Raw genomic sequence first — 20,445 nt, forward strand, 5'->3', positions numbered from 1 at the left:
CGAAGGGTCGCGGATTTGCCAGCCTTCTGCTCCGTGGAGATAGGGAGGATGACATGCTCGACACAACACTCTCGGATCAGGTGCAGGGATTTCTGGATGACTTCGGTGCTGCGTTATCCCAAGGCGATATCGATGCCGCCTGTGATATGTTCCAGGACGATTGCTATTGGCGCGATCTGGTCAGCTTTACCTGGAATATTAAAACGGTCGAAGGCAAGGCGCAGGTGGCAGATATGCTCGCGCTTCAGTTGGCTACAACCAAGCCGAATGGTTGGAAAATAGCCGAAGGTGAAGTTCCAACTGAAGACGGCGGAATAACCACCGCCTGGATCGAGTTCGAAACCGAAGTGGCACGCGGCTACGGGTTGATCCGCCTCAAGGATGGCAAGATATGGACCCTGCTGACCACGATGGTCGAGCTGAAAGGTCATGAAGAGCCCAAAGGGTTCAATCGTCCACTTGGGGCCAAGCATGGTGCGGGGAAACACAGGACCACATGGGCAGAAGAACGGGTGCAGGAAGAGGCTGAACTGGGCTACAAGACACAGCCCTACTGCGTCATCATCGGCGGCGGTCAGGGTGGTATCGCCATGGGCGCGAGGCTGCGTCAGCTGGGTGTGCCGACGATAATCGTTGAACGGAATGACCGGCCGGGCGACAGTTGGCGCAATCGCTACAAATCCCTCTGCCTGCATGATCCGGTTTGGTACGATCATCTTCCTTACATCAAGTTCCCGGAAAACTGGCCCGTCTTCTCGCCCAAGGACAAGATCGGTGACTGGCTTGAGATGTACACCAAGGTGATGGAGTTGAACTATTGGACGCGCACGACGGCCAAATCCGCCACGTTCGATGAAGACAAGGGCGAATGGACCATCACTGTCGACCGGGACGGTGAAGAGGTTGTACTGCGGCCCAAGCAACTGATCATGGCGACAGGGATGTCCGGCAAGAAACGCATGCCTGATTTTCCGGGTATGGATGTTTTCAAAGGCGAACAGGTGCATTCGTCGGAACATGAAGGCCCGGACAAATGGGCCGGTAAAAAGGTCGTTGTGGTGGGGTCCAACAACTCGGCCCACGACATCTGCGCGGCGCTTTGGGAAAACGATGCCGATGTGACAATGGTACAGCGGTCCTCAACCCATATTGTCCGCTCGGACACCCTCATGGAAATCGGACTGGGCGATCTCTATTCTGAACGTGCGGTGCGGTCTGGCATGACGACCGAAAAGGCCGATCTAATCTTTGCATCGCTGCCCTATCGCATTCTTCATGAATTCCAGATTCCGGCCTATGCCGCGATGAAAGAACAGGACAAAGAGTTCTATGATGGCCTTGAAAAGGCCGGGTTCTGGCTGGACTGGGGCGATGACGACAGCGGGCTGTTCATGAAGTACCTGCGTCGCGGATCGGGCTACTACATTGATATCGGGGCCAGTCAGTTGATCATTGATGGTGAGATCAAGCTGAAACGCGGCCAGGTCACCGCGCTTGATGAAACCGGAGTCATACTTGATGACGGCACGCATCTGGATGCCGATCTGGTGGTCTATGCGACGGGGTATAATTCGATGAACGGCTGGGTGGCGGACCTGATGGGTCAGGATATGGCAGATCGACTTGGGAAATGCTGGGGTCTGGGTTCTGACACAACCAAGGACCCGGGGCCTTGGGAAGGCGAGCAACGCAATATGTGGAAGCCGACACAGGTTCCAAACCTTTGGATGCATGGTGGAAACCTGCATCAGTCCCGGCACTATTCACAATTCCTTTCGCTGCAAATAAAGGCCCGAATGGAGGGTGTACCAACGCCGGTCTACGGCATGCAAGAAGTGCATCACCTCAGTTAAAGCATGTGCCGCGACCGAGAAGCAGACTTTCAATTTATTCGACTGAAAGTCTGCTTTGGCCGCATCTTGCCAGTTCGTGCGCCACGCCGCGAAAGGCGCTCCTTCCCGAAGCCGTCGTTCATGGATCTCGCGGCGAATGTGCCGGGAGAGCCCAAAGCGGGCGTGCTCGCGCGGTGTCTATCTCACCAAGTGTTTGACTGCTTTCGCTCTAAGTTTTGGCCCCGCCAAAAGGCACGGTCTTAAGTCCGGTGACTGCTCCACGTCGCGAGCGGTTGCGGTGCCATGCGTCGTAAAGTGTAGTGTCGAGAGGAAAATATGTTCAGAAAGAAGGTCTTTTCGTGCGAGCATTGTCATCAAATGATCGCTTGAAATCAGGCTAGGGTTAAAATGAACGGCGCTCAATCACTCGTAAAAACCCTTTTGAACAATGGCGTGGATACAGTCTTCGCAAATCCCGGCACCTCTGAAATGCACTTTGTCGCTGCCTTGGATGAACACCCGGAGATGAATTGCGTTCTTTGCCTGTTCGAAGGAGGAACGACAGGGGCGGCGGACGGATATTTTCGCATGAAACGTGATGTTGCGGGCACGCTGCTGCATCTTGCACCAGGCTTTGGCAACGCATTTGCTAATCTGCACAATGCCAGAAAAGCAGGGTCCGGGATCGTTAACATCGTGGGCGATCATGCAACGCAACATCTGCGCTACGAAAGCCCTTTGAAGGGAGACATCCTCGGTGTCAGCCAAGCGGTCAGTCAGTGGACGCGAGTATCGTCTAATGCCACCGACGTAGCCAGGGATGGAGCGGCAGGGGTTCAAGCAGCCCGCGCGCGAAACGGCCAGATCGCGACCCTTGTCCTGCCTGCCGACACAGCTTGGAACGAAGCGAACGCAGCGGCAAACCGTTTGGACAACAGAGAAAGACTCCATCGACCGTCAATAGGCGAGATAGAGGCCGCGGCAGCCCGTCTTGTAACGCCGAACGCCGCGCTGATGATTGGCGGATCAGCCCTGTTTGGACCACAGCGTGAACTAGCGGGACAAATTGCTGCCGCGACGGGGTGCCGGTTGTTGGCCGATACTCTGATACCGCGCATTTCCAAAGGCGCAGGAACAGCAAAGCTAGATCAACTGGTCTATCCGATATCGCCCAAGATCGCTCAGCTTGATGCAACGTCTTCGATCACTCTGCTTGGCACAGACAGGCCAGTCGCCTTTTTTGCTTATCCCGGGAAACCAAGCGTACCCGAACCTCCGTATTGCCCCATTACCGACTTATGTACGCCCACAGATGATATCGAGTGGACGCTGCGAGCGCTCGCCGACGCGGTCGGGGTCACAAGCAAAACGGTGGCAGAAACCCATCCGCTCGATCTGCCGGACATTCCCAGCGGGCAGTTGACCCTCGAAAAAGTTGGTTTGGCGTTGGCAGCACTGATCCCGGAAAACGCGACCATCTGTAATGAGTCCGTGACGTCCGGGTTTCACGTCATTCCACCGACAGCCACCGCTCGACCGCATGACCTACTCGCAGGCACCGGCGGCGCGATTGGGTTGTGTTTGCCTTGTGCGACGGGTGCGGCTATCGCCTGCCCCGACCGAAAAGTCATCGCACTAACCGGCGACGGGTCCGCCATGTATACTCTTCAATCATTGTGGACCATGGCCCGCGAAAATCTGGACGTGACAATCGTTGTGTTTGCGAACCGCGGTTATCAAATCCTGCGCGATGAACTCACAAATGTCGGTGTGGCGAGCTATGGTCAGAATGCTCAAGCTATGTTTGACGTGGATAACCCGACACTGGACTGGGTATCTCTGGCGAAGGGCCATGGTGTTCCGGGGACACGCGCAGATGACATGGACAGCTTTGCGAAGGCGCTCTCTGCCGGTCTCTCCAGCGACGGGCCATCTCTGATCGAAGTTGTGTGTCCCACGCCAGTATGAGTATTGTAACACGGAACCTGAAGAGCAGATGAGACTAGGGGTGCAAATTGCGGATCAGTTTAATGTGATACTGTGAAATGACTTTGCGATGGACCGAACGGCGGTCAAATTACCGCTTTCTACACAATGCAGTCAATCACACACCGCACAGCGAACGACTGGAACGAGCCCATTCCTCCCACAAACGCGTGTCGCGGCGAAAGACTGCATTGAAACACGCCGCCTCCCCAAAAAAGGCCGCCGTCCATATTGACGCGACTCGTTTGAATGCCTATTTGACCGTCTCGTCTGAGGCGTAGCGCCTCGCATTATGGAGATTTTATGAAAGAGTCCCGGGCCTAACGCCCGTTCCTGGCGAAACAAATTCAGGAACACCAACATTGATAGGCACACTCAAGCGCAACGCTGAGTGCCCTGTTTCTGTACTTTCGTAAAATCGAGACATCCCAATGAACATCTCAAAGCACGAGCAACGTGTTTTGCATGAACTCGCCCTTGGCGGGTCCATCCAATTTGAACACCAGCCGAACGGCAAAGTACATGATGTCACCTGCTATACGCGCAGCGGTCATGTGTTGTCTGACTGCACCCTCAATATCTTTCAGCGCCTTCTTAATAAGCGCCTGATCCGCTCGAAAAACGGTGCCCCCTATCGCGCGTCTGCGCTGGGGATCAAATCCGTACGAGCCCAAATGAATCAACGATAGGAGAACACTATGAAACAAACAGACATCAACGCCATTCTGGGCATCCACCGACAGGCCTTTGGTCAAGCGGATGGAGAAGCTGAGGGAGAGGCGATTGCACAGCTTGCCAAAGCCTTTCTCGACAATCCAGACACAATCTCGATCAGTGTTGAACGAGAGGGGAAACTAGCGGGCAACGTGCTGTTCACGCCATTTGTCTTTACGGACCACCGCGACACCAAATGCTACCTTCTGGCCCCGTGCGGCGTGTCACCACACCATCAGGGTACAGGTGTCGGGAAAGAATTGATGGAGACCAGCATCGGGCACCTAAAGTCTATTGGGGCTGACGCCGTGTTCGTGTTGGGTGTCCCGACCTTCTATCCCCGCTACGGGTTTGTCCCAACCGACAAGCATACGCCTTACCCCGATCTGTTGACGGCACCCGAGGCATGGATGGCGCTTGAGTTGACTGAAGGCACCGTCGGGAAACTGAGCGGTAAAACGCAGGCGATCCCGCAGTTCATGGATGCGCATTGGTGGGATACGTCGCAGCACGACTGATCGAATAGCGTATACTCAACGCAAAAACTGAACCAGACATTCGCCTCGATTGGAGAATGTCTGGTTTGGTCCGCTATTCAGCCACTGCCGCGACCGAGGCGATCCATGCATTTGGCACAAAGGCATCATCCAACGCGGTTTCCGCCACATGGTTCGTATAGTTCGACAGGGTTTTCAACGCTGTGCCGAGGATGACTTCCAGCATAGATCGGCGTGTGTAACCAGCCGTCAGAAACGCCTCGACCTGTGCGTCGCTGGGCCAGCCTCGGCTTTCGTTGATCACGATGGCGAATTTGCGCAGCGCTTCCAATTTGGGGTCGGCGATAGGGCTGCCATCGCGTAACGCTGCGATCACGTCTTCGGGGACACCGGCCATCTGTGAAAGAGTGGTATGGGCGGCCATGCAGTACTTGCACCCGTTCAACCGGTTGTTAGTCATAAGGATGATCTGGCGCTCAGTCTCTGACAGGCTGGTCTTTCCAAAGATGCTGGAAAGTGTCGTATAGCCTTCCAAAATTGCGGGCGCTTCGGCCATGGCCGCATAAAGGTTGGGTACAAAACCATATCCTTTCAGCGATGCTTCCAGAATTGGTTTCGCGGCATCAGGGGCTGAGGCGATTGTATATGTCTCAAAATCAGTCATGTCTGGTTTCCTTTGGGAAGAGTTTTCGACACACGCGAATTGTCATTGCGGACAGGGTGTCTTGGAGAAATGCCGGCCTTTTGGGGAGGGGAGAGGCAGCGGTGGCTCCGACCGGCAAAAGCCACCAAATTCCTCGATCAAAGGCTGCCGACAGGCGTGTGGTGGATGTCTGCCCACTTGGCATGGGCGCCTTGGATCACGGTCTCTTTGTCCTCAAGGTACTTCTTGAAGATTTCCTCATTCACAAAGAGATAGAGCTTGTCGTCCACGATATCGGCATACCGAACATCGCCATCAAGCTTCTTGCCTACATAGACGCCAAAGGCGCAGAACCCGCCGAATTGAGGCAGATGTGCCGTCGGATCCGCCTCGAATGTGGCTTTCGCTGCCTGCGACGCAAAATAGTAGTCCACTCCATCATGGGCCGATGTAAAAGTGGCGTTGCCCATTTCGGGTATTTCGGCTTCAAACATCGATACAGGATCGACGCCATGCATGCCGAGGGGCTGCCCAGTCAAGGTAAGACTGTTCGAAACGTTGTATTCATCGTCAGCCAATGCCGCCGCCGCCAGGGCGAGAGTCAACGCTGTTGTAAGCGCGGGAAATGTAAAGATGCGTGTCATGATATGTCCTTTCAGGATGCTAGGATCAAATTTGAAGATCGATTTGGGTCAGGCCGATTGGCCAATGCGCTCAACCGCGTCGTCGGTCCACCAGACGCCGTTGGCGACCATGCGGAAGTTGATGATGGCGGCGAGATACCCGTCACCTTCAGGCACCTTGGCCCCGGCTGTGGCATCGCGAACGACAGCGACTTCGTAGCCCAGCTCCAGCAGCTCGTAGAGATGCGCCTGCGTACACAGGTTCGCCGACATCCCCGCGAGGATCACCTTGTCGATCTTGCGTTTACGCAATTGCAGGTTCAGGTCATTCTGAGCAGGGCTGTAAACCTTGTGTGGCGAGCAAATGATGGTTTCGCCATCCTCGATGTACTTCTTGTATTGCGGCATCCAGTCGGCACCTGAGCCCTCGAAGTTGTCCAAATTGAGCGGTCCCAGGCGGTCAAACATGCCGATGCTGTGCATCGTCGCTTCCAGAGTGCCCTCGAACTCCCACTTGTGGTCATGTGGGTAGTAATAGTGGGGCGAGATGAAGACCGGCATCCCCGCAGCCTTGGCGGCAATGAAAAGCCGTTCGATATTGTCGACCGTGCCCTGTTCGGTCACGCTTTCGCCAACGACGCCCCACGTCACACCGTCCTCTGACAAAAAATCAATCTGGGGGTCGGTCACCACAAGCGCAGTACGCCCCGGCTCGATGGTCATGTCGATTTGGGGAAGGCCTGGATTTTCCGGGTCAGCATAGTAGGCGCGTGCTTCGCCGGTCGCGGCAAGGGCCTGCCCGCCAGCCACTATTGTTGTACCTGCCGCGGCCGCACCGGCGGCTTGTTGCAAGAGTCGCCGGCGCGCCATATCAACGCGTTCGGGCGTGACGTCGCAAGCGCAGCTTGCTCCATGTTTGTGGTCATGATTGCTCATTGCAAATTTCCTTTGTCTGAGAGGGGCAAATGGGTTTGCTTTACTCGGCGGCGCCCCAGGTGGATCTGACAAAGAAGAAGCTATGCACCACATCGATTGAGGTATCGGCCCGCCCTGCCAAGGTTTTGGCCGAACCTGCCATGTGGTCTTGAGGTGTGTGCCTAGTCGGAGGTCGCTTGCTGCCTGAATCGTGCCGGAGCCTGGCCAACCCAGCGCTTGAAGGCGCGGCTGAACGTGCTCTGTTCCGAAAACCCGGTCATAAAGGCGATCTCGGCTATGGAAGCCTTACCGTCACGGAGCAGGTCACGAGCAAGTGCAACTTGTGCCTGACCAAGAACGTCGCGATAGGTCAGCCCTTCCTCGGCCAACCTGCGGTAAAGCGTGCGCTCGCTCATTCCCATCTCTTGTGCGACATGCGCTGCTTGCGGCGCGCCGTTACTCAGGGCCGGTGTAAGCCGGTGGACAATTGCTTGGCTCAGTGAGGTGTCGTCATCGCGAGAGTTGAACTCCTCATCCAGGTGCTTCGTCATGAAATCTGACAACCCCGGATCGCCAAGACGATTTTCGCTTTCCAGCATAGCAGGGCGCATAGCAATGGCGTTGTGGGCGCTCCCAAATCGAACCGGGCACCCGAAATATTCGGCGTAACGCTCTGGTTCTTGTCTGCATGGATGCTGAAACGAGACATATGCGAGCGACAACCCATCACCCACAAACTGATGCATGTTCCTCGCAAAGGCCGCAAGCGCGCATTCGTTGCGCAGCTCCAAGGCAGCGCGATGTGATGTTTGTCCCTCAAAAATCCAAAGGACCGGATCGCTGGTTTCATCAAGTCTGTAAACTGCGGTGTCCGTGACGAGACGAAAATAGCGCTCGATCCGTTGCAATGATTGCCGCAAGGTCGGAGCTGTCTTAACGGCCAGGCCAAGTACGCCGAGATCATCGGTCGCAATCGCGTTTGCATAGGCCTCAACCAACGCGGCCTCGTCCGCTTGTTGCGCACGAATCCAATCTATCAAATCGAAATACGCATCATCCGCCAATTGGCCGTCTTGAGCTTCTGGCAAACGCAGCACGACAGCGCCATTCGAAATCAGGGCGCCATCGTCGTTCAGCGTCATCCCGGCGGCGTTGGCCATCGCGCGGGCGAATGCGTAAGTTACACTTGCCATACAGTGAGATTAGCACTGGAAAGCTCTTTCACACCAGATCGTCCAACCCTGTGATAGGTATAATAAATAGAGACAGCCTCGATCTTCGGGCGCTTGAGGATCAATGCGCCAAACTGATAAAACTCGTCATCAGGTTTTCTGAGCGGTATCGTCCGAAAGCGTGCGGAAGCATGCAGTCATAGAGGTCATGGTAGATGGGCGAAATTTTTATATCTGTGCTGCTGCCGCTCGCAGTTGTTGTCATCATGTTCTGCCTTGGCCTCGGACTCACAGCGGCTGACTTTCAACGCATCGGACGACGTCCACGGGCCTTTTGCGTCGGGGCTCTCAACCAGATCATTTTGCTGCCTTGCATCGCTTTGATAGTGACCTTTATCTTTGGGATTTCCGCCGAGACAGCCGTTGGCATTATGATTTTAGCGGCCTGTCCGGGCGGGGCGATCAGTAACATCGTAACCAAGCTTTCGAATTGGGATGTTGCTTTGTCCGTTACTCTTACAGCAGTCTTCAGTCTGACTTGTGTCGTTACCGTACCGCTTATCCTGGGGTTTTCGATGCAGATGTTCATGGGGGCAACTGCGCCCGCTATCGACATCTCTTCGACGGCTTTAGCGATGTTTTTTTTAACAGCTTCTCCAATCCTAGTCGGGGTGACCGCGCGGTCATTGGCGCCGCGGATTGTAGCCGCGGTCGAACCAGTCTTTAGCAAGGTCTCTATGCTACTTTTTGCGATGGTCATCGGAGGCGCGATCATTTCAAACTGGGTGGTGGTCGCGGATAACTACCTTAGGCTTGGACCCGCACTTTTTGTTGTAGGTGCGTCACTCACGTTTATTGGCATCATGAGTTCAGGGATGCTCGGATGCACAGACATCGAGGCGAAGACGATTTCAATTGAGACCGGCGTTCAAAACGGAGCTTTGGGAATCGCAATTGCCACTTTGCTGTTGCCTAACACCAATGGGTTAAGCGAATATGCCATACCATCCGCAATTTATAGCGTGGTCTGGATCGTAACAATGTTGCCTGTCTTCGCCCTACTTGCGCGAAGAAGCCCAATTTCATGATCCTGACGCCTATTCTCTAGCTTTGGTTATGCGCTGGGCCAAGTCCCTTCGTTTCCATGCCAGAGCGCCGTCTGGTCAAAGAGCGATCAAGGAGCTCCAAAGCCCGTTGTGGAACGGCCGCTTTGGCGATTTTCCCTGTTGAAGGGAAGAGCTGTTGCTGCCAGTGCGGTGGATCCTGCGTCAGCGAAGGTGTAGACGCCAAGGTCAGTTTTGTCCGCAAGTCGGAATTGCAAAGTCTTGGATTAAGTGTCCGGATTGGGCTGGACCTGCCAAACATGCAAGCCGCGGAGAATGGCCGCATCGAGCCCACTTTGGCCGATGCCGCGCGTTGCCCGAACTACAGAAATGCGCAGAACGCGGACTTTGCAAAATTCGAAGAACGATCATTGCGAGTCTTTGCCGAGACCTTTTGGAGCAACCGCTATTGGGAACTAGCTGGATATGCTTTTGATCTAATCTGCTGCTCTGCCGAAATCTCGCGCCTGTTGCAGGTCGCTTTGATTGCAAAGTCAGGCGATGGTCACTGTCCCGAATTGGTTTTCGCGATACTGCAAAGCAGATCAACATGTCGATCCAACCAATCCTCGTCCAGTGCTTCGTGACGTATGAGCTTGCGGAAATAAGGTGCCGCGACTGCTAGTTCTATAAGCTGTTCAATCGGAACATCCGAGGCGATCTCACCGCGGTCTATTGCGGCTGCAAATACTGCTTCAACACTTGCGAACCTGTCTTTCATGAATTCAGTGATCACCAAACGCGCTTCTTCGTCGGTGGACGCAGCAGCGACCACCTGAGGCGCGATTTGGCCCCATGGTGTGTCATTTAAGGCTCCCATCAGTACGCCGAGTAACCAGCGCAGGTCAGATCGCAGCGGCCCATCGGTTTTGGGCGGTATGTTCGGCGGTGTTGCGATGCGCCTGAACGCTGCATCACGCAGACTGCGCGCATCTGGCCAGTGCCTGTAAAGTGTGCTGCGCGAAATGCCTGTTGCCTTTGAAACTGCGCCATGAGTTACGTGCAGCACGCCTTCATCCATCAGTATCTTTTGCGCAGCATCAAGCGCGGCCTGCCGTGTGGCGATCAGCCTAGGATCTTCTTTCAATCGCCCCTCCTATAGAACATCTTGTTGCGCTGTAGAACATTTTGTTCTATAAGTATGGCCATCTAAAAACTAAAGCTCAATACTCAATTCCGCGAACACGTCTTGTCAAAATGGGAGCGTATCAATGTTCAAAGTGGCAGCAACCCCGCTGGCGGTACTCTTATCGATTGGTGCGACAACCGCGCTGTCCGAGAGTGGCACTTACGAGCTGGATCCTGGACACAGCCAGGTCTTGTTCAGCTACAACCACATCGGGTTCTCAGAAACGTTTGGAATGTTCTCAGGTTTTAGCGGCGAGATAGAGTTCAATGAAGATGATCCGTCTGCGTCATCTGTCACAGTGTCTATGCCTGTAAAATCCATGATCACGGGCTGGGATGCCCGTCTGCAACATTTCATGTCCGATGACTTTTTCAGCGCGAGTGACGATGACGTGGTCACCTTCGCCTCAACCAGCATTGAAGTGACCGGTGGCAATACCGCGAATATTTCTGGCGATCTGACCATGAATGGCGTCACCAAACCTGTTGTTCTGGAAACAACGCTTAACAAGTCGGCGCCATACCCGTTTGGCGAAAAGGAGGGCACGCCGACCATGGGACTCGCAGCCACGGCGACTATCGTGCGGTCTGAATTCGGACTTGGGGCGTTTGCACCAGCGGTGAGCGACGAAATAGAGATCTTGATCAATATCGAAGCGTTAAAGGCTGAATGATGTGTGCAGGGGAGCTGATACTGCGCCGAGCGCTCATTCTTAACTTTTGACTGGCTGACAACAAAATGATTGTGTTCCTGAGACTACTGGCGGCTGCCGCGACTGCGGTGGCACTGACGTGTCCGCTGGCATTCGCGCAAGAACGCTCCTTGCCGGAGCGCACCTCACCCCGTCCCGAAACGACAAGCGGCGTACCCCATACTCAGATTGGTGTCGAAATTGATGCCGATTTGGCCCAGCTATTGCTGAAGCGTGTTGCGCAATTCCCAGGGGTCACACTTGGCCCGACACGCATATCGCTTCCTGGCGCAATTGGTTTTCAGCTTGATCCCGACATGTTGTTGGCTCAACCGAACTCTATCGTTGGTGGGTTTGAGTTTGCGCACATGCATCCTGATGGCAGCTTGCACGCTTCGCTAGACCCCGCAATGGCGCGACGGGCAGTTGAGGCGGGTTGGGCCGTAGCGCACCCGTGGGCCAATCAACGTCCTGGGTGGAGCGGCTTTGTCATGATCTATACACCGACGACACCCGAAGAGTTGGATGTCGTCATCGATCTGGTTGAAAGCTCGTACACCTTCATCACCGGCATCACTCTGGGCTAAATGCCCACCTGCTGACCTTTCCGTTGCTGACTAATGCGCGGTCAGTCAAAATTCAGTTTTACCGGAATTTCAGGTGATTCATGTACCACCGCTCTAGACGGGCCGGATCCAGAGATGTGGCGCAACTTCAATGGATGCAACTAGGATCGTTTGCTTCGACACATCCTCGTAACTTGTCAAAACTACATACCCCCAGTAGATATTTGGTATGTTTCGCTTGATCCTGTCGATACTTCTTGTTGTTGCATTCTCTGGCGCATCCGCAGCGTCCGTGAAGCATGGCTTGACCCATGGATCGGATCATTCTGGTCATCATGCTCAAATGGCGGGCGACGATCCGTTGGCGGATGCCGAGAAAGCTGCTGCGGATTGTTGCGACGCCGCTAGCGGCATGGGTTCAACATCCTGTTTTGGTGATCTTGTCGCCACGGTGGGGATTTCGCCGATTGCTCCAATGGTGATCTCGGTGGGTGGTGTAACGTACGCTAGAGCCGATTTTTCGGGCCTCGCACTGGGTGTCCCTATCGGTCCTCCGAAAGCTTGAACGGCGACGGGCTCTCGCCCGCAATCCGTTCAAATTTCACATCAAAGGACCGACAGACATGATCACACGTCGTCACTTCACCAAACTTTCTGCAACTGCGCTCATCGCGACCGCTCTTCCCGTTCGTGCTGGCACCCCAATGCGCGTGTTCAGCTCACCAGGTTGCGGATGCTGTCACGCATGGGCCGACTTGGCTCGCGCGCGTGGCTACGCCGTCACCGTTGAGGAACTGACGGACCCCGAGGCGCAGAAGTCAGCGCGGGGTATCCCGCTGAGCCTCGCATCTTGTCATACCATTGAAGCCGACGGTTATGTCTTTGAAGGCCATGTGCCGTTTGAAGCACTGGAAGCCGCGTTGAAGGATCGGCCTGACATCACAGGGCTTGCCGTTCCTGGCATGCCAATGGGCTCCCCTGGTATGGGGGACGATCCGTCCGCCCGTTACGACGTCATTGCATTTGGGGGAGAGGCTGGGGCCGGTACGGTTTACTACCGCGCAGGCACCGCGCAGCCGTTCGACACCTGATGCTAGGGCGCACAACACTCTTGGTCACCGGTGGGCTTGCGCTCGCCGGTTTCGCCGTAGCTTTCGTTCTGGCCCAGCCCTCCGAAGTGGTCGGTCTATTGAGTCCGGATGACGCCAAACTGGTCGCTATTGGCCAAGATATCTATGCGGATCAATGTGCTGCCTGCCACGGTGCGAGCCTTGAAGGACAGCCAAATTGGCAGATGCGCGGCGAGGATGGTTTACTACCGGCACCGCCGCATGACGCCACAGGGCATACGTGGCACCACGATGATGAAACACTCTTCACATTGACCAAATTTGGCCTGGCCGGGCTGATGGAGAACGCGCCCGCAACTGGTATGCCGGTCTATGAAGGTGTGCTCAGCGATGACGAAATCATTGCGGTGCTATCTTTTATCAAGTCAACCTGGCCCAATGACCTTCGTGAGTACCACGACGAACTGAATGCCCAGTCCGAATAGGGGACAACTCAGATGATCAAACAAACTCTTTTCGGTTTGGCCGTAGCAATGGCTCCAATGCTTGCGGCTGCGCATTCGAAGTCCGAAGCAACGACACCGGCTGACGGCGCGACTGTCACGGACGTGCCGGAGCTTACCATGCGGTTCGATGATCCTATGCGCATCATTTCGGTTACGCTCACCTCCCCAGATGGCGACGTCGAAATTGAACGCGAGACAGGTATGGACCCCGCTACGGAATTCCGGGCTGTGCCGCTGGAAGAGCTCACACCGGGAAGCTACCGCTTCGACTGGCGCGGTATGGCTTCCGACGGTCACCCGATGCAGGGCAGCTTTTCTTTCACGGTCGCTGAGTGACCGGACTGTCCCCTACAGATGGTGTTGTCGTCTTGGCCATTTTGGCGAAAGCACTTGGCTACGGCGCGGCGCTGCTGGCGATGGGAGGTGTCCTGTTCACGCTCCTCTTTGCCAGACGCGCTGAAGAGTCTGTTCTACGCCTTGCAAGGCACTTCGCGGTCGGTGCAGCGATTGTAGGTCTTGCCGTGCTTGCTCTACGATTCGGCATTAGAGCGGCGCGGATATCCGGAATGGGGTTAGAGGGCGCGACGGACCCAATGATGCTTGGCTTTGTCTGGGACAGTCCACTTGGCACAGCCGCGATTTGGCGAGGAATGGGTGAACTCGCGATATTGGCAATTCTGCTCCCGCGCGTCGGGCAGTGGATCGCTTTGGCGGGCAGCCTTGCCATAGCGATTTCCTTTGCTCAGGTGGGACACTCGCTCGGAGAGCCCCGGGCGGCTCTCGCAATCTTGCTGGTTCTGCATTTACTGGCTGCCGCGTTTTGGGTCGGTGCTCTCCTGCCTTTGCGCAAAGCGGCGCTCACTTCTACTGGGGCCGATCTACTGCACCACTTTGGCAATGTCGCTGCTTACGGAGTTGCCATCCTGATTGTAGTAGGCGCGGCACTCGCATGGCTGCTTTCGGGTTCACTGGCCGCCTTGTTCGGAACGGCCTATGGATTGGTGCTTTTGGTCAAGGTCGTGATCGTTTCCGCCCTTCTTGGCATCGCGGCGCTGAACAAGCTGAGATTTGTTCCGGCTCTCAGGGCTGAGACGCGTGGCGCGACACTTGCTCTACGACGTTCGATTTCGATAGAGATTCTCGCTGTTGTTCTGATCCTGCTTGCAACGGCGACCCTAACCAGTGTGACGACACCTCCCATCAATCCCTGACGGCTTTGGGTCCGAAGCAGGAGCTGCAAACCCTTGTTACGAATGTCTGCTTTGGGCTGCCTCCAGACATAGGCACGGGAACCAGCGAAGGTCGACTGCGAGCCCAATGCGGACGCTTTGCATTGGCTGAGTTGCGGGTTAGGTTTGCAACGCCATCGTGCGTGAAAACATGGACTCTGTATGCGAACTTCTCAGCTAGAAACAGATGATGGTGAAGAAGTGTTTTATAAGTTTGCAGGCCGAGGGAAGCCTGTTCTGCTCATCCATGGCTTCACTATGTGCTCGGAAATGTGGACGACCAATGGGGTGGTTCAAAAGCTCTGCGATGACTACAAAGTCATCACCCCAGACCTACGTGGTCACGGGCTTAGCTCTCGTCCCCACAACCGTTCTGGCTACGGTCTAAAACTACTAGATGACATGGCAGCAATCCTGGAGAGGGAGGCCACTGGAATGGTCGACATTGTTGGTTTCTCCCTTGGGGCTGAGTTAGCACTGAAGCTGGCAACAACAATGCCGTCCCGGATTTCCTCGGTATTCCTAATTGGTTCAGGGTGGACAAGAGAGAACGGCGTTGCTCTTTACCGTGAGTTTGCCTCATGGGCGAGAGAGAACCAGGCTGGGCTAACCCCAAGGCCAGATTATGACGCATTCGACGCGCTGGCAGAGGGAATGTCCGAAATCATCGACGTGCCGAAAGCGGAGCTTGAGCAAATTGAAGTGCCGTGCACTGGTCTCGTCGGTGAGGATGATCCTGAGTATGTGAACTTAGAAGCACTACGTGGGGTTATCCCCGGCTTCGGACTGGCTGTTATTCCCGGCGTACCGCACGAGACGTCTTGGCGCGATCCGTCTGTTCCTGACCGAGTTCGCAATTTCATAGGTAGCGCTTAGCACTCGCAGTTCTGAAAACTGACGTGCAGTTCTCGAATGGCTGCAAAGTCCGCAACTCAGTCGTTGCCCCGACTATGTCGAACATCTGCCGTTGGTACGAAACTGCCGTATAAGTTCAAGACACTTTGTAGGTCTTGGAGCTAGACTTGGGCGAAAATCATTACTCTGGTCCTTCAGAACCTTGCTTGTATCGCAATCCAGCCGTCGGCGAGTATAGTACGAATATGACAAGAGATCTTGAAGCTAACGCTCAGAAAATCGCTCATGCCCTGACCTCTGGCCAGCAGATACCCAAACTGTCTTCAGAGGCAGGACAGCTAACACTGGATGACGCTTATTCGCTTGCAAGTCGCGTCCGAGAGCTTCAGGGCAAAAAGAGAGTCGGCCGAAAAGTCGGCTTCACGAACCGCACGATTTGGCCTGTTTACGGTGTGGATCAACCCATTTGGGGAGAGGTCCACGCAGATGGGCTGTTTTCGACTGATCAGCCGGTAAACTTGGCAAGTTATTCAGAACCGAGAATCGAACCAGAAATCGTACTAGGCCTTGGCTATGCCCCGACGGCTGAAATGAACAATGAACAGTTGGCAGGTTGCGTGGAGTGGGTCGCTCCAGGGTTTGAAATCGTGCAATCGATTTATCCCGACTGGAAATTCTCAGTCGAAGATTCAATCGCAGCACAAGGATTGCACGGCTGCCTTGTTCTTGGCGACAAAATCGCGGCGACGCATGATGTTTTGATCGGCTTGGCCGAAGTGCCACTAGCATTGTTCAAGGGCACCAAGGCCATCGGGTCCGGCAAAGGTGAAAACGCGCTTGGAGGCCCAATTGAAGTCCTGGCTCATCTTGTGTCTCTGCTCTCCGAAGCCGACCAGCTTCAGGGAGGCGAGCTGGTTACAACCGGTACTTTGACAGACGCATGGCCAGTGTCTCCGGGTGAAGAATGGTCAGCTGGTTTTGGTGGCGTGATGGACACCGAGCTCTCGGTACGATTTACATGAGGCTTTGGTAGAGTGGTGACGCCGACTGCACCAAAGAAATGTTGCTCTCAATAGCTGACCATGATGGTCTTCCACTGGTTTCATCAATTCTGGGATGCAAATTAAACGATGCTATCCAAATCAGATTACATGATGTTTCTTAGGCACCCAGCCTGGCTATGGATCAAGAAACAAGCCAGGCATCTGTTGCCGCCGATTGACCCCTCATTGCAAGCGCGCTTTGACGAGGGGCACGCGTTTGAGCCTTTTGCTGAGGAGCTATTTGGTGATCTCGTTCACCTCGGTTTTTCAGATTTTTCAGAATACCAGGCTCTGCCCGCGCGTACTTTGGAGGCTTGGAGAAACGGTGCAAACGCAGTGGCGCAGGGACGTTATGAAGATGGAACCATAACTTGCATCTCCGACATCGTGAGCCGCAGTGACGATGGGTACGTTCTGACAGAGATCAAGAGCGGGACTTCTGCAAAGCCCGAGCACACTTTTGATCTCGCATTCCAGCGTGTCGTGCTTGAGGCAGCCGGGTTCCCCATTGCGCGCTGCGAAGTGGCACATGTGAACCGTGACTACGTCAGAAACGGCGAAATCAATCCGCGAGAGCTTGTCAGCATCACTGACATCACGGATGCGGTGACTGAGCAGCTCGAAAAAACACGCACGCGTATCGATCAGGCATTGAGCGTCGTTGCCAGCGGTACGATGCCTGATCCGTCCCCCGAACGTGCGCGCCTTAAATCCTACGGTGAATGGCTGGAGATCCGCGAGAAGCTCGACCCTCCAATCGCGCAAGACAGCATCCACCGCCTTCCGTTCATGAACGCGGAAAAAGCCTCCGCACTCATCGCAGACGGGATCACAAAGATTGACGAGATCAGTGATCCATCTGTGTTGGGCAAGTCAACACAGCGCTACTTGAGAGCAGTGGCAAACGGTGCACGCACAATCGACCATCAGGAGTTGAGCAGGTTTCTGAGCGAGATTGTCTATCCGGTTTATTTTTTTGACTACGAGACGTCTCAGAGTTTGCTGCCACCTTGGGACGGAACGCGTCCCTATCAGCAAGTGGCTTTCCAGTATTCCTTGCATATCCAGCGTGAGCCTGGCGGAGAAATTGAGCACAAGGAGTATCTCCACCGTGACTCCAGTAATCCGATGCCAGCCTTACTGAAAAGGCTACGTGAGGACATGGGTGACGTTGGCTCCGTTGTGGTTTGGTATGCGCCGTTCGAGAAATCGCGCAATACGGAAATGGCGGAAACCTATCCAGAGCACGCTGGGTTTCTGGAAGACTTAAACGCCCGCGTAGTTGATCTGATGAAGCCGTTTGCGGATGAAGTGATCAACGATCCCGCGTTCAAGGGAAGCGCCTCCATCAAGGCCGTTCTTCCAGCGCTTTTGCCAGAACTTTCATACGATGATCTGGACATCAAAGAGGGAGCGAGCGCGTCTCGCCTTTGGAAGGACGTAACACTGACCGAACCGGATGATCCAGAGCGCGAGAAGGTCTATTCTGATCTTGTGGCGTATTGCACGCGCGACACCTGGGCGATGGTCGCAATTCACCGGGAACTGCTGGCGATGTGAGGTGTGCTGCGACCCAAAAGACGTTTTTCGACTTTGCTCTACTGGATATCTGTGTGGGTCTTCGGTGTCAGAGCAGCCGCAAACTCAATCTTGCCACTCCAACCGATACAAGACGTGGTGACCGCGTAGACCTTTCAGGAGTCTGGGTTCTATTTCAGAAAAAGAGAAATCGGTTCGTCCTCCGACCATGGCACGAGTCGCATCTGAAACGAGTATCTCGCCCGCCGCACCAACGGTCGTTATGCGTGATGCTTTATTGACCACAGTGCCAAAAAAATCTCCACGAGATTGCACGACATCACCAGTATGAATCCCAATCCGGACACCGAAAGATGGCTCCTCGGAAGCCGATGCAATGGCCCCCTGAATCTTGATAGCGGCCGTTAGTGCTTCTTTCGCGGACGGAAAGACGGACAACGTTCCGTCTCCAAGGGATTTCACGAACTGGCCATGATACTTTTCGATGATCGCCGCCAAGACTTGGAAGTGGTTTTCGATCAGCACCGACCAACGCTGATCGCCCAACGCCTCCGCCAACGTTGTGCTGCCCTCCACATCAGTGAAAAGTACCGAAGCCAAACCTTCGGTTTGGACCAGCTCGGGTCCATCTTCACGCGCAGCATCAACCAATTGTTGGATGGCTAGCTGTTCCTTACCCACGAGTTCAATATTTGGAGTGGGCACTGAAGCGTGGCGATTGATGATCTTCCAGGCCGCTCCCTCCAGGACAAAAATCTGGACGGTGCGGTAAAATACGGCTTCATCAAAGCCGACAAACTGAATCTTATGGACGAAAGATGACCATCCCGTGTCTCCGTTTTCGAAGGCCTCAGCTTCAACTTCTTCGAAAACGACGGGAGCAGGGATCTCCGCGAAAAAGCCGCTAACCCCATCGCGAACTGCTTGCCCACTCCAAAACTCTCCTTCGCCTGTCCCAACAAACCGTAGTTCATCTGCCTTCGACAGAAAATCCTGCAACTCGTCAGTATTCTTTTTGGTTCTGAGTATTTCATACCAACGCCTCGAAACTGCCAGCAGTTCAGGTGAGGAACGTATCATCACAAATGACTCGAGACGCTAAATGGAATGAGACTTACAAGGTCTTGCAACCGGGATCTCCATTTTCGAAAGATGCAGGTCAATGCTGCCGCTGAGGTTTGGTCAGATCAAGACTTTTGTATTTCTCCAGAACGGAGCGCATAAGACGCACGTCGGTTCAGAGCGAACTATCGACGGAGTTTCTGAGTTCGAGTCCGGATCACAGGGTATCGAATCGTTTCGCTGTCGGAGAGCTACTCGACGCTGTACTGACCCGCAAAATAAGATGCATGAGTGTATCGGGCACACGCTAAGCTAGAAGGTTCCCAGAACTACGCGGTGAAACTCGAAGTGCAGCAAGCGCCGTCTTGACATGGCTATGCGAACTGGTTCAGCTTGCGGTCATGACGTACACACGCATCCACTGCCATCGAATATCGGCCTGAGGTCGATAACCCACGCGAAATCCGTGGGAGGCAGCATTGGTATGCGGGCGAGGCTTATATCCTTGTAATTGCTCCAGATTAGAGTGCACGAGTCGGTTCGATTCCGACGCCTCCTACCATCCTCAGGAGGTGTCCGACATGGCGGGCGACGTCACGAACGCAATTGATTTCAACGACATCAAGCAATCGGTCGAGGAGAACCTCGGAAGCACACCCGAAGGCTGGTCCGGCTTGGTCACGGTGCTCTTCACAGAGGTTAAGGAATACTGCGATCTGAAGGGTGCCACCTACCCCTTTGTCCTTCAGATCAAAGAGAAAATCGGCGAGCTCCGCATCTACCACCGGTGTGATGATCGACAAATTCAGTCGATGATCGCTGCGACGATTGCGCGTGCAAATCACAGCTGTGAACGATGCGGGAATAGTGCCGAGACCCAACTTCTGGACGGCTGGTACAAGACACTTTGTTGCTGGTGCGCGCATGATGTCGCGAGCAAGCGCCACCCGAAAAGGAAGAGGCTTTTTGGCGTTCGAAAAAAGCCTACTCGAGATCGAATGACCTGCTCAGTTTGTGGCTATTTCGGTCAGATCGACCGAACGGATGACCGTAATCGGTGCCCTGCGTGCGTGAAGAAGGAATGGTGATGACCGCCGAACAACAAGTGACCTTCAATAAGATTATGGAAGACTACGATGATGAGAACTACGCCCGGAAGCTCATGAATACGGGCTCACTGGCCACCGGTCATGTCCCGCTGATTGCCCTTTGCCAGATCTCGAGAGGGGTCTTCCATCTCAACAAGACCAAGTTCTGGAGAATGTGACTG

At 54.6% G+C, this 20,445-nt stretch carries 23 protein-coding genes and 1 tRNA gene; 18 read left to right on the forward strand and 6 right to left on the reverse strand.

The genetic code is table 11. The features are described from left to right. Positions 1-53 precede the first annotated feature (53 nt). The 4 genes from ACR0NF_RS07220 to ACR0NF_RS07235 all read left to right on the forward strand — a co-directional run bounded on the left by ACR0NF_RS07220 (position 54) and on the right by ACR0NF_RS07235 (position 5,050). Positions 54-1,853 (forward strand): NAD(P)-binding domain-containing protein, encoded by a 1,800-nt coding sequence (locus tag ACR0NF_RS07220; protein WP_480778002.1) that lies wholly within the window; start codon positions 54-56, stop codon positions 1,851-1,853. A 387-nt stretch (positions 1,854-2,240) separates the two neighbouring features. Continuing rightward, positions 2,241-3,800, forward strand: a complete 1,560-nt coding sequence (locus tag ACR0NF_RS07225) for an acetolactate synthase large subunit (protein WP_171208670.1) — start codon at positions 2,241-2,243, stop codon at positions 3,798-3,800. 449 nt (positions 3,801-4,249) lie between these two features. Continuing rightward, positions 4,250-4,507, forward strand: coding sequence for a YjhX family toxin (locus ACR0NF_RS07230; RefSeq protein WP_171208669.1), 258 nt, complete (start codon positions 4,250-4,252; stop codon positions 4,505-4,507). A gap of 9 nt (positions 4,508-4,516) precedes the next feature. Next, entirely contained in the window at positions 4,517-5,050 is a 534-nt protein-coding gene (locus ACR0NF_RS07235) for a GNAT family N-acetyltransferase (protein WP_170790463.1), read from the forward strand. 73 nt (positions 5,051-5,123) lie between these two features. On the opposite strand, the gene ACR0NF_RS07240 is transcribed toward ACR0NF_RS07235, so the two are convergent. The 4 genes from ACR0NF_RS07240 to ACR0NF_RS07255 all read right to left on the reverse strand — a co-directional run bounded on the left by ACR0NF_RS07240 (position 5,124) and on the right by ACR0NF_RS07255 (position 8,370). After that, a complete protein-coding gene (locus tag ACR0NF_RS07240) occupies positions 5,124-5,693 on the reverse strand; it encodes a carboxymuconolactone decarboxylase family protein (protein WP_142639617.1) in 570 nt (189 codons plus the stop codon). Positions 5,694-5,830: 137 nt separating this feature from the next. Further along, positions 5,831-6,316: a YHS domain-containing (seleno)protein gene (locus ACR0NF_RS07245; protein WP_170790462.1), complete on the reverse strand. Its 486-nt coding sequence runs from the start codon at positions 6,314-6,316 to the stop codon at positions 5,831-5,833. Between the two features lie 48 nt (positions 6,317-6,364). Then, on the reverse strand, positions 6,365-7,231 hold the full coding sequence (locus tag ACR0NF_RS07250; RefSeq protein ID WP_171208668.1) for a cysteine hydrolase family protein: 867 nt from the start codon (positions 7,229-7,231) through the stop codon (positions 6,365-6,367). A gap of 161 nt (positions 7,232-7,392) precedes the next feature. Beyond that, entirely contained in the window at positions 7,393-8,370 is a 978-nt protein-coding gene (locus tag ACR0NF_RS07255; protein WP_254430513.1) for an AraC family transcriptional regulator, read from the reverse strand. Between the two features lie 227 nt (positions 8,371-8,597). Here ACR0NF_RS07255 and ACR0NF_RS07260 point away from each other — a divergent pair, with 227 nt between their 5' ends. Then, positions 8,598-9,470, forward strand: coding sequence for a bile acid:sodium symporter family protein (locus tag ACR0NF_RS07260; RefSeq protein WP_171208666.1), 873 nt, complete (start codon positions 8,598-8,600; stop codon positions 9,468-9,470). A 520-nt stretch (positions 9,471-9,990) separates the two neighbouring features. On the opposite strand, the gene ACR0NF_RS07265 is transcribed toward ACR0NF_RS07260, so the two are convergent. Next, complete coding sequence (locus ACR0NF_RS07265; RefSeq protein WP_480778003.1) at positions 9,991-10,572, reverse strand: TetR/AcrR family transcriptional regulator; 582 nt, start codon at positions 10,570-10,572, stop codon at positions 9,991-9,993. Between the two features lie 124 nt (positions 10,573-10,696). Here ACR0NF_RS07265 and ACR0NF_RS07270 point away from each other — a divergent pair, with 124 nt between their 5' ends. The 10 genes from ACR0NF_RS07270 (at position 10,697) to ACR0NF_RS07315 (ending at position 18,134) form a co-directional block, all read left to right on the forward strand. Then, positions 10,697-11,287: a YceI family protein gene (locus tag ACR0NF_RS07270; RefSeq protein WP_171208664.1), complete on the forward strand. Its 591-nt coding sequence runs from the start codon at positions 10,697-10,699 to the stop codon at positions 11,285-11,287. Between the two features lie 65 nt (positions 11,288-11,352). Beyond that, positions 11,353-11,892: a luciferase domain-containing protein gene (locus ACR0NF_RS07275; protein ID WP_171208663.1), complete on the forward strand. Its 540-nt coding sequence runs from the start codon at positions 11,353-11,355 to the stop codon at positions 11,890-11,892. A gap of 208 nt (positions 11,893-12,100) precedes the next feature. Then, positions 12,101-12,436: a hypothetical protein gene (locus tag ACR0NF_RS07280; protein ID WP_171208662.1), complete on the forward strand. Its 336-nt coding sequence runs from the start codon at positions 12,101-12,103 to the stop codon at positions 12,434-12,436. Between the two features lie 58 nt (positions 12,437-12,494). Then, the gene (locus ACR0NF_RS07285) at positions 12,495-12,962 is read left to right on the forward strand and encodes a DUF411 domain-containing protein (protein WP_171208661.1); all 468 of its coding nucleotides are present in this window, start codon (positions 12,495-12,497) and stop codon (positions 12,960-12,962) included. Then, positions 12,962-13,426, forward strand: a complete 465-nt coding sequence (locus tag ACR0NF_RS07290) for a c-type cytochrome (RefSeq protein WP_480778004.1) — start codon at positions 12,962-12,964, stop codon at positions 13,424-13,426. The genes ACR0NF_RS07285 and ACR0NF_RS07290 overlap by 1 nt, the downstream gene beginning before the upstream one ends. 48 nt (positions 13,427-13,474) lie before the next feature. After that, positions 13,475-13,783, forward strand: a complete 309-nt coding sequence (locus ACR0NF_RS07295; protein ID WP_170796040.1) for a copper resistance CopC family protein — start codon at positions 13,475-13,477, stop codon at positions 13,781-13,783. Continuing rightward, positions 13,780-14,658 (forward strand): CopD family protein, encoded by an 879-nt coding sequence (locus ACR0NF_RS07300; RefSeq protein WP_171208659.1) that lies wholly within the window; start codon positions 13,780-13,782, stop codon positions 14,656-14,658. Before ACR0NF_RS07295 ends, ACR0NF_RS07300 begins: the two co-directional genes overlap by 4 nt. Positions 14,659-14,838: 180 nt before the next feature. Then, positions 14,839-15,552, forward strand: a complete 714-nt coding sequence (locus ACR0NF_RS07305; RefSeq protein ID WP_171208658.1) for an alpha/beta fold hydrolase — start codon at positions 14,839-14,841, stop codon at positions 15,550-15,552. 134 nt (positions 15,553-15,686) lie between these two features. Continuing rightward, complete coding sequence (locus tag ACR0NF_RS07310) at positions 15,687-16,553, forward strand: 2-keto-4-pentenoate hydratase (RefSeq protein WP_480778005.1); 867 nt, start codon at positions 15,687-15,689, stop codon at positions 16,551-16,553. A 129-nt stretch (positions 16,554-16,682) separates the two neighbouring features. Next, positions 16,683-18,134, forward strand: a complete 1,452-nt coding sequence (locus ACR0NF_RS07315) for a DUF2779 domain-containing protein (protein WP_480778006.1) — start codon at positions 16,683-16,685, stop codon at positions 18,132-18,134. An 84-nt stretch (positions 18,135-18,218) separates the two neighbouring features. Here ACR0NF_RS07315 and ACR0NF_RS07320 read toward each other — a convergent pair whose 3' ends face one another. Continuing rightward, positions 18,219-19,193, reverse strand: coding sequence for an adenylate/guanylate cyclase domain-containing protein (locus tag ACR0NF_RS07320; protein WP_171208655.1), 975 nt, complete (start codon positions 19,191-19,193; stop codon positions 18,219-18,221). Between the two features lie 450 nt (positions 19,194-19,643). Here ACR0NF_RS07320 and ACR0NF_RS07325 point away from each other — a divergent pair. The 3 genes from ACR0NF_RS07325 to ACR0NF_RS07335 all read left to right on the forward strand — a co-directional run bounded on the left by ACR0NF_RS07325 (position 19,644) and on the right by ACR0NF_RS07335 (position 20,442). After that, positions 19,644-19,737: transfer RNA gene (locus ACR0NF_RS07325), tRNA-OTHER, on the forward strand. Positions 19,738-19,756: 19 nt separating this feature from the next. Next, positions 19,757-20,263 (forward strand): eukaryotic translation initiation factor 4 gamma, encoded by a 507-nt coding sequence (locus tag ACR0NF_RS07330; RefSeq protein WP_170585306.1) that lies wholly within the window; start codon positions 19,757-19,759, stop codon positions 20,261-20,263. Continuing rightward, on the forward strand, positions 20,263-20,442 hold the full coding sequence (locus tag ACR0NF_RS07335) for a hypothetical protein (RefSeq protein WP_170408637.1): 180 nt from the start codon (positions 20,263-20,265) through the stop codon (positions 20,440-20,442). Before ACR0NF_RS07330 ends, ACR0NF_RS07335 begins: the two co-directional genes overlap by 1 nt. Positions 20,443-20,445 lie beyond the last annotated feature (3 nt).

It is taken from the genome of Ruegeria sp. CF4 (assembly GCF_056537345.1).